The following is a 13510-nucleotide window of genomic DNA, read 5'->3' on the forward strand; positions in this document are numbered from 1 at the left end:
ACCGCCGCGACTCGGGATCGCGGCGGTCCGGGTGTTCCCATCCTTGACAAAAAGCGTGGGCCCTCCGTCAGAACGCGTCGGCGTCCATGTCCATCAGCACCCGCGAGCCCGCCATGATGCTGAGGAACAGCGCGTTGACCTGGGGCAGCGACTTCGTCATGAAGAACCGCGCCGTCTTGATCTTGCTGTCATAGAAGCCGGCGGCGCCATTCGCCTTCGGCAACCGCTCCCGCGCCACCTTGACCATCCGCAGCCACATGTAGCCCAGCGCCACCAAGGCGAACAGGCGCAGGTAGTCGGTGGAGGCGGCCCCCGCCTCGTCCGGGTTCTTCATGCCCTTCTGGGCGACGATGGCGGTCGCCTGCTGCAGCTTGCCAAAGGCCTTGGCGAGCGGAATCGCGAATTCCAGCAGCTCCGGATCCTCCTGGGCCTCCTCCAACAGCTCCGAAACGGGGTGGAAGAACTGGCGGAGCAGGCGCCCCATGTCCTGGGGCAGCTTGCGGCCGACCAGATCCAGCGCCTGGATCGCGTTGGCGCCCTCGTAGATCTGGGCGATCCGGGCGTCGCGGACGAACTGCTCCATGCCGTATTCGCGGATATAGCCGTGTCCGCCATAAAGCTGCATGCCCATGTTGGTCGCGTCGAACCCATGGTCGGTGAAGTACGCCTTGACGATCGGCGTCATCAGCGCGACCAGATCGTCGGCCGCGCGCCGAGCCTCCGGGTCGGGGTGCTTGGCCGCGATGTCGATGTTCATGCCGACCCAGCAGGCGAGAGCCCGGCACCCCTCGGTATGGGCGCGCATGGTCAGCAGCGTCTTTCGGACGTCGGGATGGACGATGATCGGATCGGCCGGCTTGTCCGGCGCTTTGGCGCCTGTCAGCGAGCGGCCCTGGAGCCTCTCGCGGGCGTAGGTCACGGCGTTCTGATAGCTGACCTCGGCCAGCCCGAGCCCCTGGATGCCGACGCCGAGACGGGCCGCGTTCATCATGGTGAACATGGCGCGCATGCCCTTGTGCGGCTGGCCGACCAGCCAGCCCTTGGCGCCGTCGAAATTCATCACGCAGGTCGACGACGCCTTGATGCCCATCTTGTGCTCGATGGAGCCACACATCACGCCGTTTCGCATACCCGGCGTCCCATCGTCCCGCGGCAGGAACTTGGGCACCAGGAACAGGCTGATCCCGCGGGTTCCCGCCGGCGCGTCCGGCAGCTTGGCCAGGACGAGGTGCAGGATGTTCTCGGTCAGGTCATGCTCCCCGGCCGAGATGAAGATCTTGGTCCCCGTGATCGCGTAGGCGCCGTCCTCCGCCTCGTCCGGAACCGCCTTGGTCCGGATCAGCCCCAGATCGGTGCCGCAATGGGGTTCCGTCAGGCACATGGTTCCCGCCCAGGTGCCATCCACCAGCTTGGGCAGGTAGGTCCGCTTCAGCTCGTCCGTGCCGTGTAGCGTCAGCGCGTTGTAAGCGCCATGGCTGAGCCCGGGATACATGCCGAACGACAGGTTGGCCGAGCAGATGAACTCCTCCATGATGAAGTTCACCACATGGGGCAGGCCTTGGCCGCCATAGTCCGGATCGCAGGAAAGCCCCGTCCAGCCACCCTCGATGAACTTCGCATAGGCCTCGGGAAAGCCCTGGGGCGTCCGGACGACGCCGTTCTCGTAGTGGCAGCCCTCCTCGTCGCCGGACCGGTTGAGCGGCAGCAGCTCGTTCTCGACGAACTTGGCGCCCTCCGCCAGCACCGCTTCGATCAGGTCGGGCGTATGGTCCTCGTGGCCCGGCAGTTCGGCCAGCCGAGCCACCGGAAAGACCTCGTTGAGAATGAAACGGACATCGTCCAGAGGCGCCTTGTAGGTCGGCATGGTTCAAGTCCCTCCCCAAAAATCCCGTGATGGCTCAGTTGCGGAGCGGCTTGCCGGTTCCCAGCATGTGCTCGATGCGGGCGATGGTGGCGCGCGACCGGACCAGCTTCAGGAAGGCGGTCCGCTCCAGCTCCAGCAAGCCGTCCTCGTCGATCTCCACCGTGATGTCGGTGTCGCCGCCGCTCAGCACGCCGGCCAGCGCCGACGACACCACCACGTCGTGCGGCGTCGCCTTGCCTTGCAGGCGGAAGCCGTCCACCGCCAGATCCAGCGCCGCGCGGGCGGTCGGGCCGGGCAGGCGGAGCGCCACCGGCTCCGGCGGCGCGTAGTCCTTGGCCAGTTCCAGCGCCTTGGCCTTGGCGTCGGCCAGCAGCCGGTCGCGGTTTATGGTGATGCCGTCGGTTGGGCGCAGGAACATCAGGTCGCGCGCCTCCTCCGCCGATTTCGCCACCTTGGCGAGGCTGATCGTCTCGAACACCTGGGCGATCGGCGGCATCGGCCCGCCCGGCCGCTTCTTGTTCAGCGTGGCGCGGGTCAGCATCTCCTTGCATCCACCCCAGCCGGGGATCACGCCCACGCCGACCTCGACCAGACCCATATAGGTCTCGACATGGGCCTGGACCGCGTCGCAGTGCAGCAGGATCTCGCAGCCTCCCCCCAGCGCCATGCCGGACGGGGCCGCGACGACGGGGAAGGGGGCGTATTTCAGCGCCTTGTAGGTCTCCTGGCCTTCCTGGACCGATTGCTCGACCTGCGGCCACATCGCGATGTTGATGGCGAACAGCGCCAACCCGAGATTGACGCCGACCGAGAAGTTGTCACCCTCGTTATGGACGACCAGCGCCTTCCATTCATTCTCGCCATCGCCGATCATGCCGATGGCCGTCTGGATCAGCGCCATCACGTCGCCGTCCAGCGCGTTCATCTTGCCCGTGAACTCCAGGCAGACCACGCCGTCGCCAATGTCCCACAGCGCCGCCGAGCCATTCCGCTTGATCGGCTTGGAGCCGAGCTTGATGTCGGACAACAGCAGCACGCCATCCGGCCGGACGATGTCGGCGTAATCGCCCGCCACCGTCAGGAATCGCCGCTTGCCACCCTCGGTCAGATAGAACCCCTGTCCGGCGGCCCGCTCCAGCAGAGCCGGCACCGGCTTGCCCTCCGCCCTCAGCGCGTCCGCCAGCCAGTCGGGGCCAAGCTGGTCGATCAGCTCGAACGGCCCGTATTTCCAGTTGTAGCCAAGTCGCATCGCCTGATCGACCGCCGTGATGTCGTCGGCGATCTCCGGCACCAGCGAGGCAGCGTAGCCCAACACGCCGGTCAGCACGCGCCGGGCATAGGTGCCGCCCTTGTCGGGATGCTCGACCAGCGCCCGAAGACCTTGCTTGGCGGCGCCGACACTCTCCAGCGTGGCCTTCTCCGAGGCCCGGTACTGGCCGGTCGAGAGGTCGATCGCCTCCTTGACCCGGGCGCCGCCGGACTTGTTCATCCGGTAGAAGCCGCCCTTGCCCTTGCGGCCGGTATAGCCCTCCGCGATCATCCGGGTGAACAGTTCCGGTTCGCGGTGGATCGAGCGGTACGGGTCGTCGGGCGGCAGGGTCTTCAGCAGCGACCGGCTGACATAGGGCATCAGGTCCAGGCCGACCAAATCGACCAGACCGAACACGCCGGTCTTCGGAATGCCCATCGGGCGACCCACGACGGCGTCGGCCTCCTCGATCGTCAGCCCCAGATCCATCGCCTCGTTGATCGCGGCCTGGATCCAATAGGTGCCGATCCGGTTGGCGATGAAGCCGGGCCGGTCCTTGCACGCGACCACGCCCTTGCCCAGCCGGGTATCGGCGAAGCGGCTCAGCCCCGCCACGGCGTCCGGCCTTGTATCCGGTCCCGCGACCACCTCCAGCAACCGCATGTAGCGCGGCGGGTTGAAGAAGTGGGTGATCATGAAATCTTCGGCGAACCGCGCGCTCTGGCCCTCGATCAGGTTTTTCAGCGGGATGGTTGAGGTGTTGGACGAGACGATCGAACCGGGCTTCCGCACCGCGTCCAGGCGGCTGTAGAGGGCCGACTTGACGGCCGGGTTCTCGACCACCGCCTCGACGATCCAATCCACCCCGGCCAGCTTTTCCAGGTCGTCGTCGATGTTGCCGGGCGTCACCAGCCGCGCGTTGCGCTTGTGGGTGAAGGCGGCCGGCTCGGTCTTCAGCATCCTCTCGATCGCCGCGCGGGCGACCACGCTGCGGTCGTTCCCCCGGCCCTCGATGACCTCCGGGGGCACGATGTCGAGCAGGAAGACGGGGATGCCGGCGTTGGCGATGTGCGCGGCGATGCCGCTACCCATCACGCCGGCGCCGATCACGGCGGCGCTGCGGATTTCCATGGTGGCTCTCCTCCGTTACCGCTCGGGTCTCAGACCGCTTCCAGGATGGTGGCGATGCCTTGGCCGCCGCCGATGCACTGGGTGGAGAGCGCGAACTGGCCGCCCTCGCGCTTCAGCAGCTGCGCCGCCTTGCCGGTGATGCGCGCACCCGTGGCCCCCAGCGGATGCCCCAGCGCCAGCGCGCCGCCGTCCAGGTTGACCTTGGCGCCGTCGAAGCCCAGCGCCTGCGCCACCGTCATCGCCTGGACCGCGAAGGCCTCGTTGCTCTCCACGATGTCCAGATCCCGCACCGTCAGCCCGGCGCGCTTCAGCGCCTTCTCGGTCGAGGGGACAGGCCCATAGCCCATGATGGTGGGATCGCAGCCGGACACCGCGATCGACTTGATCCGCGCCAGCACCGGCAGGCCATGGGCGCGGGCGAACTCCTCCGAGGTCACCAGCGTGGCCGACGAGCCGTCGGTCAGCGGGCTCGCGGTTCCGGCCGTGACGGTGCCCTCCGCCAAGAAGGCGGCCTTGAGCGACTTCAGGCTTTCGGCGCTGGTGTCGGCGCGGATGCAGCCGTCCTTGTCGACCACGCCGTCGGCCGTCTGGATCGCCACGATCTCGTCGTCGAAGCGGCCGGACTCCTGGGCGGCGGCCGCCTTGCGGTGGCTTTCGACCGCGACCGCCTCCTGCGCCTCCCGGGTGAACTGGTACTGGGTCGCCAGGTTCTCCGCCGTGATGCCCATGGCCATGTAGGCGCCCGGGTTGCTCTCGGCCAGCTTGGGGTTGGGCATCGGGTTGAACCCCATCATGGGAACCCGGCTCATGCTCTCGACGCCGCCCGCGATGAAGACGTGGCCGGCGTCCATCTGGATGGCGCCGGCCGCCATGTGGATCGCCTGCATGGACGAGCCGCAGAAGCGGTTGATGGTGGTGCCGGCGACCGACTGGGGCAGGCCGGCCAGCATGCCGACCAGCTTGGCGACGTTGAAGCCCTGCTCGCCCTCCGGGAAGGCGCAGCCAAGGATGATGTCCTCGATCTCGTTGGGGTCGACGCCGGTCTTCGCCAGCAGACCCTGGACCACTTGGGCGGCCAGATCGTCGGGCCGGATGCGGGCCAGCTTACCCTTGTTCGCGAAATGGAACGGCGACCGGACATATCCGGCGATGACCACGTTCTTCATGGTGCTAGCTCCTCACCGACTTTATTTGTTCTGCTTGGAAGTTTTGGCTGCCTCGATGCCCGCCGCGCGGAGATGGTCCAGGATCTGGCTTTCCAGCGCGCGAAGCTCGTGAAGAGTCTGCTTGACGTCCTCGAACTGCGTCTCCAGCGACTTGATCCGCTCGCGGCCCCGGCAGAGGGCGTAGCGCATCTGCTCGATCTGGCGGTCGTCGGTGTCGTAGAGGTTCAGGAAGTCCTTGATCTCCGCCAGGCTGAAACCCAGCCGCTTGCCCCGGCAGATCAGCGTCAGCCGCGCCCGGTCGCGATGGCTGTAGATCCGGTTGAGCCCGTCGCGCGTCGGCGCCAGCAGCCCTTGGTCCTCATAGAACCGGATCGTCCGCGGCGTCACCTGGAACTCCTCCGCCAGCTCGCTGATCGAAAACGTGCGAGCCTGCGACGGGCCATCGGGCGGGTCGATCATGCCAAGCATTGAAAACCACCACGCGCTTTTGACTAACGTTTACGTAAACGTAAGGTACGCGACGGCGGCTGGCGCGTCAAGAGGGTGGCGGCTCTCTGGGAACTGGGTATGGAACGGCTGTCACGGCGAAGGACGACCCTGCCGAAAAGCGTTATTGGCGGTGGTGTCCAAGACCGGTCCCAACCCCCCAATCGTCATCCACGGACTTGATCCGTGGATCCATTCGACCGGAGCCTTGTCGATGACGCGATGACTTGGGAAAGTGCTTCTTTAGCACAGATAAAGAGGATCCACAGGATGAACGCGGATCCGACGACGTCGATCCTCAATCCACCGCGATGATGAACGGGAGGTTCGAAAGATCCGTGTCCATCCTGTAAATCCTCTTCATCAGTGTTTATAACAACGCTCTCGACAGAATCTCCGGCACGAAGAAAACCATCACGCGATGGGCGGTCGGCGCGCCGTCACTGGCGCGCCGCTCCGTGCCCGTCCCCATGCTCGGCGGCGCCGCCGATTTCCCCGTCTCCCCAGTCCGAAACGATCGCCAGGACCGAGTCGTGATGGACCTTCCCCGACTTGGCACCAGTCGCCGCCAGTTCGCGCACCGCCGGATCGCGTCCGTGGATCGACGCGTGCTCGTAGCGATAGAACCATTCGTAATGATGGATCACCTGGGACATGATGTATTCCCGGTCGAACGCCGGGCCGGACAGCCCCTCCAGCCGATCGCGCGTCCGCCGCTGGACCGGCCCGACCGTCTCCAGCGGCGCCACGCCTTTGGCACCGGCGGTCCGCCGGAACCGCTCGCCAGAGCGGCCATGTTCCTCGACCATGCGGCGCGAGAACGCGCGGACCGGTTCCGTCACGGCTTTCTCCGCCGCCATTTCGCCCAGGCGCACCTGCGACAGTTCGACGTTCATGGCATAGACCAGGAACATCCGATCCTCCGGCGCCAACCCCTCCGGCTGGCCATCCGACTGGCCATCCGGCAGCCCGGCCCTCAGGTCCTCGGCGAGCCGCCCGGCCCGCTCCCGGAAAGCCTCGTTGGCGTCGATCTCCCCGGCGGCGGCACTCCGCACCGCGGGATCGGTGCCGTGCCGCGCCTCCCTCTGGTAAATCCAGCCCGCGGTGTAGAGGGCCGGTTCCTGAATGCCCACATACACGGCGTCGAAAGCGGCGCCGTCCAGGGTCCGCAGCCAGTCGATCGACCGTTGCGTGACCGGATCGATTTCCCGCACGGGCTCGACCCCGTTGCTTCCGGCAAGGCCAGCCAGCTCTTCCCCGATCTCCGAATGATGGGCGAGGATCCGGCGGGCCAAGTCGCGCACCCGCTCGTCCCCGGCCTGTTCCGCGGCGAGCGTGCCGATGGCGACCTGTCCGGCGCTGGTGGCCGTCGCCGAAAGAAGGTAGTTCACTTCCTCCGCATGGGGCGCCGCCGCCCGCGCGGAAGTCTGCGCCTGGGCCGCGCCGGCCAAGGCCGCTTGGGCGACCGACGCGAGGAGGGCGATGCCGCGGATCGTGGACGCGATCGTCGCTGGTTTGGCTTGGTGCATCGTGTTTTCCGATAAAAGGTTCATGCCCTGACCAGTGATGACCACCAAACGGCGTGTAAGTTCCAAACCGCGCAAGCCCTGGTCGGCTCCGCGGAAAAAGGCGGAATGATTTCCCGGCCGCGCTCCAGGGGAAAGCCGGCGTCCTAAAATGCGGCCCATGCGGCGCTCATGCGGCGCTCATCCGGCGGTCCATGCGAAGGCGCCTAGGACCCACCTGCACCCCCCACTCGTCATCCACGGACTTGATCCGTGGATCCATTCAACCGAAACGCCACCGGTGGCGCGACGCCCCCGCCGGTCCCGCGCCCGTGCGGTGGATCCACGAATCAAGTCCGTGGTTACGGGTAAGCGGTGGTTTTGCGAATAAGGCCAGATCAACCACCGCATCTTCAGCGCCCTTAAGCCTTATCACTTCGGTTCATATCCAATTGTTTCACTTGTGAGCAAGTAAAAGGTGTGGCGAAAATTCGCCATGCGCATCAGTTACTTGGCTTTAGCCCCCTTCATCTTTCTCGTCGCCAGCATTCCCAGCCTCGCCGAAGGACTGTCGGACGATGCGATCCGGCGTATTCTTGTTCAGCAGTCAATCGCGCGGTACTCCGGGAACTGCCCCTGTCCGTATAATTCGATGCGGAATGGCAATAGTTGTGGTGGAAGAAGTGCCTGGAGCCGGCAGGGTGGCCAGTCTCCCTGGTGCTTTCCCGATGACGTCCCTTCCGCCGATGTGGCGATCCATCGCGCCAACCGCGGCGAGGCCGTGGTTCAGGAGGTTCGCGGTCGTGGCCGCTCATCGAGTGGGTCAAGCCGATCCTATTCCTCCGGAGGTTCCCGGTCATCCCGTGAATGGACGTTCTCCCAGGGTGGTGGAAGGCGATCCGCCGGACCCGATCCGACCTACGAATCCGAATCGTCGGAACTGGGCGACATCGCGGCAACGCCGCCACCCGCGCGGCCGCCAGAAGTGAGCCAGCCCAGAGTGGAGGCCGAACCGCCGCCACCCACCAAAACGGCGGTCCAATCCAAGGCGATCAAGCCCAAGGAAGTGAAAGCCGTGCCGGACAAGCCAACGGCAACCAAAACCGCCCGGCGGACCGCCGCGCCGGAGGTGGAGCGCCTGCCCGACTGTCCGCCCGGAACATCGGCGGCACGCTGGAACAACAGGGATATCTGCGTCGGAACGCAGGAGACGCTCGCCAACGCGACGAGATCGGGAAGTTCTGGAGGGATGGAGGAAATCAAGGGCGACGGCGGTGGTGGAAGCCAGCAATCCGCGGACTTCGGTGATGTGCTGTCAAGGCTGCAAGCGAAGTCTAGCGCCACCGGTCAACCGGTCCCGCTCCCCCTGGCCGAGGCGCATGGACGCGCCTTATCCACACCGGCCGCAGGCCTGCTGAATTGCGCCGCGGGCATGAGGCCCAGTCATGTGGACGGCAGGATCGAGTGTCGGTAAGCGATAGTCGTCAGCAGCAAGAAGCATGAATTGAAGGCACGTTCCAAAACAAAACCCCCGCCACGAAGAAAACCCCACCTCACGCGACTTGGCGGCCCTTCGGCCGGCCGGTCAACCGGGGCCGATAATGGGCGAGGAAGGTTTCGTGGTCGTTCCGCATCGCCCGGCACGCGATCCGCCACGCGATGGGCAGTTGGCGCGCTTTGCGATACTCCTTGATCGTGCTTGGAGAGACCCCGAACAAGTCGGCGGTTTCCTGGATCGACAGTCCCATCTCCTCCTGTCACCTCATGAACTCGGCCCCTTCCATCTCGCGTTGCTCCTCCGCGAGATGGGCCAGTGAGTCGGAGGAATAGTCCAACCCATTCCGCCACTCGATCCCACTCCCCCAGTCGATCACCTGCGCGGTCGCGAAAAGGTCCGGGTCCTTCAAGGGCGCGAAGATATCCGATCCACTGACCACGCCGGTCATGTCGATGATGTCGGTCACGCCATCCCGCCAAGTCACGTGGAGTGAGTACGGGCGGGATGTCGCCAGCTTTTCTATCCTGAGAGACAAAAGCACGCGTGACGGGTTGCTTGCCCCGAATGGGGTCGGAATGATTTTATCCCGCCGCCGTGCGCCACCGTGTTCGCGATCTCCCGCTCCCTCTCGGTACCGACAGCCTTGGATGGTGACCAGTGCCGGTCGATTGACCGTGACGCGGCCGTGGAACCCGACCATCGCCGGAGGCCGTATCCCCGCCGAGGCCCTTCATAAGTGGACGGTAACGAAATGCTTCTAAGTATTTTGTAATTCGAAACCTGCATATTTCTTTATTGAAGGCAAAATTACCAAATGTAAATTTACATTACAACTTTTGGGTTTGAATACTATTTTAGGATAGGATAATCAATGAACTGGGATGGTGGAATGTTGGGCTTGCCATTATTGGTGTCGTCGAATGTTTTCTCCAGATCCTGATCTGTAATAATGTTTCAGTCATAGGGATGTATTCAAATGTCTGCTGAAGACCTTCAGGTCGCCGCGCCGTTGAGCGGTACCGCCCAATACGTCAAGGATTCCGAGGGCAACACGACGATCCTGGCTCTGTCCAAGACCAACGTCGGCATCGGGACCACCACTCCGTCGGTGGCCCTCGAAGTCGCCGGTATGATCAAGTGCCAGACCCTGAATGTGAACGGAACGCTGACCGTGGTCGGAGCGCTGAACGTGACCGGGACGCTGGCGATCAGCGGGGCGCAGACGACCATCACCAACATCACCGATGTCCGCTCCGCTCCGACGACCGCCGTCTTCCAGACGCTTCTGGTGGACAAGAACACCGGCAAGCTCTACGCCGCCTGATCGGCACGGCGCCGTGATGCGACATCACGGCGCCGGTTCGGGTATTCATCATGCTAAACGGGAAACGGGACTAGATGACGGACCTGATGCACGAACGGATGAGAGAGCGGCTCAAGGGTCTTCGCGAGGAGTGGAATCTGGGCAACCAACGATTGGTGGAGATGGAAGCGGAGCACGGGCGCCTCCGGGAGGTACTGCTCCGCATCGCCGGCGCCATCCAGGTTATCGAGGAAGAACTCGCCTCATCGGATGGCGAGGATCAGAACCAAGGCTGAGGCGTCACCGGTGCGCGTCTAACAGGCTTGGATCTATCCTTGGTCGCGGCCGCAAGGCGCCGGGCCATGCCCAATTATTCCTATCTCCGGTGTTATGGAGATTGATTTTTCAGTAAAAAATAGGATAAGATACGCAAAATTCTATTTCGCATGAACTCGGCTTTGATTTGGAGTGCTCCCGTTCCATGGGGCGAATGATGACATTTGCGGCCCTATGCGGCCATGCTCGGGGGGGTGATGGGGTGATCACCGCGTGTCGTTCACCGCCGGATGTCGACTTCCCCATCCAGGCTGGTCGAGAGCTTGTCGGTGATCCGAATGTCGACATGGGCGGTCCAGCGGCCGGGACGCGGGATCGTCAGATCGTCCACGCGCCAGATACCGTCATCGTGGCGCAGCGCTTGGCGGGTGATCGGTTCGGATCTGGCCCCGGCCCCAGCCGCGGGATCGGTCAGCGTCAGGGCCACGGATCGCGCGTCCAGGGGGCCGAACTCGCCGCTGAGGATGATGATCGACGCTTTGACCGGGCCGGCGTGGCCGGGGGTGACGGTCAGGTCGGCCATGGCCTCGGCGCTCGCCATGTGCGTCTGGGCCGGCTGGGCGGCGGCCAGTGCCAGGACGCGCGGCGGTGGGGTGAAGCGCCAGCAGGCGGCCACTCCCAGGATCATGACGGCCAGCGCCAGTTCGGCGGCGATGCTCCTGGTCAGGGGGCGGGTGGCCTCGGGCGCTGGCGACAGGGCCGGCCCCGTCAGGCGCCAGCGGTTGAGGGCGGCCAGGGCGAACAGGGCCGTCAGCAGCGCCAGCTTGACCAGCAGGACCCGACCATAGCCGGTGTCGAGCAGGGCGCCGGGGTGCTCGACCTGGATGACGGCGAGGATCACGCCGGCCGCCACCATCGGCGCGAGGACGAACGGTGCCGCTCGGGAGAAGCGGCATAGCGCCGGGACGCTTTCCGGTGACCGGCCGGCGAGCAGGACGCCCAAGGGAACCAAGGCTCCGATCCACGCCGCGATGCCGATGCCGTGGATCATGACGGCCGGGCGGGTCAGGGCTTGGGGAGGGGCGGCGCTGGCGTGCCCGCTGGCGGCCAGGGTCAGGCCGACGGTGGCCAGGGCCAGAAGCGAGACCAGCCGGGCCGGCCGGCGGGGCAGGGCGAGCGACGCGAGGGCCAGCGCCAGCGCGGCGGCCGCCAGGATCGCGGCGCGTCCTTGGGTGGTGTCGAAGCCGGTCCGCCAGACGATCGGCTCAGCCAGGGTGGAGACGGGCGCCCCCAAGGCGTCCAGCCCCTGGAAGGCGATCAGCGGCGGCAGCGACGCCAGACCGATGACGACGGCCGCCAGGGCGAACGTGCCGCCGGGGCGTGTCGCGGGGGCGAGCCAGACGGCGCCGAAGACGCCGCCAACTCCGAGGAAAAGGCCGAGATAAAGGCAGAGCTTCGCCGTCCACAACCCGATCCACCGGCCAGTGGATCGGGTCGGCGGGGGAGGTGGCGGCGGAGTCGGGCGCGCCGATCGAGAATGTGACGGTGCCGCCGACCGGGTGCCCGTCCTCCGAGACGACGCGCCAGGTCAAGACGTGGGTGCCGGGGCCGATGCCATCCGGCGGGACGATGTCGAGGACCGCCGCGCCGGACTGGCTGGGTACGGTGGAAACCGCGGTGCCGTCCAGCTTCAGCACCAGCGGCGAGATGGGTTCGCTGAAGGTCAGGGTGATCGCTGCGGGTGCCTTGGCGAGTACCGCGCCGTCGGCGGGTGTCGTCTCGATCAGCGAGGCGTGGCCCCACGCCGCTCCCGGTGCCGCCGCGAGGAACGGCAGGATCAGGAGCGCCGCGAGGAGCCACGCGGGCGCGCGGAGCGGCGGCATGGACGGGCGTCAGTGCGCCGGCGTGGTCGTCCCGAGCGACTCGACAGCGTATTCGACGGTGACGGTGCCGGCCTTCTCGAAGGTCAAGGTTCCGGCGAACGTCTCGCCCTGCTTCAGCGGGCGCTTCAGGTCCATGAACATCAGGTGGTAGGAGCCCGGCTTGAACTCGACCTTGTCCTTGGCGGGGATCGCGATCCCGTCGGGCAGGTGCCGCATGGTCATGATGTTGTCTTTGACCGCCATCTCGTGGATCTCGGTGGTTCCAGCGATCTCGGCGGTGGCTGACACCAGACGGTCGGGCGTGCCGCCGCGGTTGGTGATGGTGGTGTAACCACCGGCGACCTTGGCGCCGCCGGGCGTCGCGCGGGACCACGGGTGGCCGATCTCGATGTCGCCGGCCTTGGTGCCATGGGCGATGGCCGAGGGGGCGGCGAGGGAGAGGAGGGCGGCCGTCAGCAGGGCGGCGACACGGGGGAAATTGATCATGGCACTGTTCCACGCAAGGGATTGCCGCGCCGACGGTGTCGGCGTTTGGCGGCTGGGTCTGGACTCGGTCGGGACGGGGAGTTTCAGACCGCCACTGGCGGAGCGCGGGCCTCAAGGGGCGAGTGGTCGGAGGAGACGAGGATGACGACGGTGACACCGCCGATCGGGGAGGCCGAGCCCAGGACCGCCGGCGCCGCCACGGCGATGCCGGCGGGGGGCGGTGCCGCTCCCGGCGCGAACATCGCGCAAGCGGCGGTGCAGCAGGTCGGCAGGTGCGGCTGGTCGGGCGTGTGGCCGGAACCGTCGCTGGATTCGTCGGCGATGCCGGTCGCCGAGCAGATCGACGCGCCGTACAGGTCGGCCAGGGTCGGTGCGGCGGCGGCCCTGGTGGCGAAACCGATCGATGCGCCGGTCAGCAGCAGTTGCACGGCAAGCAGGCAGACGGCGGCCAAGGCCACCCGGATCTTCCATGCCTTTTGTCGCCGTGCTCTGGTCATGAGTGCCGTGTTCATCCAAGAAGGGCCGCTGGCACTAACATGCGGGTTTGTGTCGCGGAACCAGGATAGCCCGCCCGCGACATTTTGTCGCCAATCCGCCGCGGCCGGAAACGCCTTCGCTTCCCCGCGGCGAGGAAGCCGCCTAAACTGACCCGCGGCGGGTAAC

14 protein-coding genes are annotated in these 13510 nt (G+C 66.0%); 3 read left to right on the forward strand and 11 right to left on the reverse strand.

Going from position 1 to position 13510, the window contains the following annotated elements; all coding sequences use genetic code 11:
- Nucleotides 1–67: 67 nt before the first annotated feature.
- The 5 genes from N825_RS07765 to N825_RS07785 all read right to left on the reverse strand — a co-directional run bounded on the left by N825_RS07765 (nt 68) and on the right by N825_RS07785 (nt 7425).
- A complete protein-coding gene (locus N825_RS07765) occupies nt 68–1864 on the reverse strand; it encodes an acyl-CoA dehydrogenase C-terminal domain-containing protein (RefSeq protein ID WP_037449243.1) in 1797 nt (598 codons plus the stop codon).
- A 34-nt stretch (nt 1865–1898) separates the two neighbouring features.
- A complete protein-coding gene (locus tag N825_RS07770; protein WP_037449246.1) occupies nt 1899–4244 on the reverse strand; it encodes a 3-hydroxyacyl-CoA dehydrogenase/enoyl-CoA hydratase family protein in 2346 nt (781 codons plus the stop codon).
- Nucleotides 4245–4273: 29 nt separating this feature from the next.
- Nucleotides 4274–5410, reverse strand: coding sequence for a thiolase family protein (locus tag N825_RS07775; RefSeq protein ID WP_037449248.1), 1137 nt, complete (start codon nt 5408–5410; stop codon nt 4274–4276).
- Between the two features lie 21 nt (nt 5411–5431).
- Entirely contained in the window at nt 5432–5878 is a 447-nt protein-coding gene (locus N825_RS07780) for a MerR family transcriptional regulator (RefSeq protein WP_084164496.1), read from the reverse strand.
- Nucleotides 5879–6336: 458 nt separating this feature from the next.
- Nucleotides 6337–7425, reverse strand: coding sequence for a DUF4142 domain-containing protein (locus N825_RS07785; protein WP_198038222.1), 1089 nt, complete (start codon nt 7423–7425; stop codon nt 6337–6339).
- A 472-nt stretch (nt 7426–7897) separates the two neighbouring features.
- On the opposite strand from N825_RS07785, the gene N825_RS39690 reads away from it, so the two are divergent.
- The gene (locus N825_RS39690) at nt 7898–8875 is read left to right on the forward strand and encodes a hypothetical protein (RefSeq protein WP_198038223.1); all 978 of its coding nucleotides are present in this window, start codon (nt 7898–7900) and stop codon (nt 8873–8875) included.
- Between the two features lie 79 nt (nt 8876–8954).
- On the opposite strand, the gene N825_RS07800 is transcribed toward N825_RS39690, so the two are convergent.
- On the reverse strand, nt 8955–9149 hold the full coding sequence (locus tag N825_RS07800) for a helix-turn-helix domain-containing protein (RefSeq protein WP_037449263.1): 195 nt from the start codon (nt 9147–9149) through the stop codon (nt 8955–8957).
- 9 nt (nt 9150–9158) lie between these two features.
- Complete coding sequence (locus N825_RS40750; protein WP_084164500.1) at nt 9159–9599, reverse strand: DUF2442 domain-containing protein; 441 nt, start codon at nt 9597–9599, stop codon at nt 9159–9161.
- A 276-nt stretch (nt 9600–9875) separates the two neighbouring features.
- Between N825_RS40750 and N825_RS07810 the strand changes: the two genes are divergently transcribed.
- On the forward strand, nt 9876–10223 hold the full coding sequence (locus N825_RS07810) for a hypothetical protein (RefSeq protein WP_157619047.1): 348 nt from the start codon (nt 9876–9878) through the stop codon (nt 10221–10223).
- A 74-nt stretch (nt 10224–10297) separates the two neighbouring features.
- Nucleotides 10298–10498, forward strand: coding sequence for a hypothetical protein (locus tag N825_RS07815; RefSeq protein ID WP_198038225.1), 201 nt, complete (start codon nt 10298–10300; stop codon nt 10496–10498).
- Nucleotides 10499–10758: 260 nt separating this feature from the next.
- Here N825_RS07815 and N825_RS40275 read toward each other — a convergent pair whose 3' ends face one another.
- From N825_RS40275 to N825_RS07830, 4 genes are all read right to left on the reverse strand, one after another.
- Nucleotides 10759–11529, reverse strand: coding sequence for a copper resistance D family protein (locus N825_RS40275; protein WP_281174355.1), 771 nt, complete (start codon nt 11527–11529; stop codon nt 10759–10761).
- Nucleotides 11530–11743: 214 nt separating this feature from the next.
- A complete protein-coding gene (locus tag N825_RS40280; protein WP_245613046.1) occupies nt 11744–12361 on the reverse strand; it encodes a copper resistance CopC family protein in 618 nt (205 codons plus the stop codon).
- Between the two features lie 9 nt (nt 12362–12370).
- Nucleotides 12371–12847 carry a copper chaperone PCu(A)C gene (locus tag N825_RS07825; protein WP_051511702.1) on the reverse strand — a complete coding sequence of 159 codons (477 nt, stop codon included), beginning with the start codon at nt 12845–12847 and terminating at the stop codon, nt 12371–12373.
- Nucleotides 12848–12930: 83 nt separating this feature from the next.
- Entirely contained in the window at nt 12931–13305 is a 375-nt protein-coding gene (locus N825_RS07830) for a hypothetical protein (RefSeq protein WP_037449273.1), read from the reverse strand.
- Nucleotides 13306–13510: the final 205 nt, after the last annotated feature.

The organism is Skermanella stibiiresistens SB22 (assembly GCF_000576635.1).
Classification (GTDB): Bacteria; Pseudomonadota; Alphaproteobacteria; order Azospirillales; family Azospirillaceae; genus Skermanella; species Skermanella stibiiresistens.

Coding starts and splice junctions, on each gene's coding strand:
- N825_RS40275 (WP_281174355.1), bottom strand. CDS start 11,529: ATGATCCACGGCATCGGCATCGCGGCGTGGATCGGAGCCTTGGTTCCC.
- N825_RS07775 (WP_037449248.1), bottom strand. CDS start 5,410: ATGAAGAACGTGGTCATCGCCGGATATGTCCGGTCGCCGTTCCATTTC.
- N825_RS07800 (WP_037449263.1), bottom strand. CDS start 9,149: ATGGGACTGTCGATCCAGGAAACCGCCGACTTGTTCGGGGTCTCTCCA.
- N825_RS07815 (WP_198038225.1), top strand. CDS start 10,298: ATGACGGACCTGATGCACGAACGGATGAGAGAGCGGCTCAAGGGTCTT.
- N825_RS07825 (WP_051511702.1), bottom strand. CDS start 12,847: ATGATCAATTTCCCCCGTGTCGCCGCCCTGCTGACGGCCGCCCTCCTC.
- N825_RS40280 (WP_245613046.1), bottom strand. CDS start 12,361: ATGCCGCCGCTCCGCGCGCCCGCGTGGCTCCTCGCGGCGCTCCTGATC.
- N825_RS39690 (WP_198038223.1), top strand. CDS start 7,898: ATGCGCATCAGTTACTTGGCTTTAGCCCCCTTCATCTTTCTCGTCGCC.
- N825_RS07780 (WP_084164496.1), bottom strand. CDS start 5,878: ATGCTTGGCATGATCGACCCGCCCGATGGCCCGTCGCAGGCTCGCACG.
- N825_RS07785 (WP_198038222.1), bottom strand. CDS start 7,425: ATGCACCAAGCCAAACCAGCGACGATCGCGTCCACGATCCGCGGCATC.
- N825_RS07810 (WP_157619047.1), top strand. CDS start 9,876: ATGTCTGCTGAAGACCTTCAGGTCGCCGCGCCGTTGAGCGGTACCGCC.
- N825_RS40750 (WP_084164500.1), bottom strand. CDS start 9,599: ATGGTCGGGTTCCACGGCCGCGTCACGGTCAATCGACCGGCACTGGTC.
- N825_RS07770 (WP_037449246.1), bottom strand. CDS start 4,244: ATGGAAATCCGCAGCGCCGCCGTGATCGGCGCCGGCGTGATGGGTAGC.
- N825_RS07765 (WP_037449243.1), bottom strand. CDS start 1,864: ATGCCGACCTACAAGGCGCCTCTGGACGATGTCCGTTTCATTCTCAAC.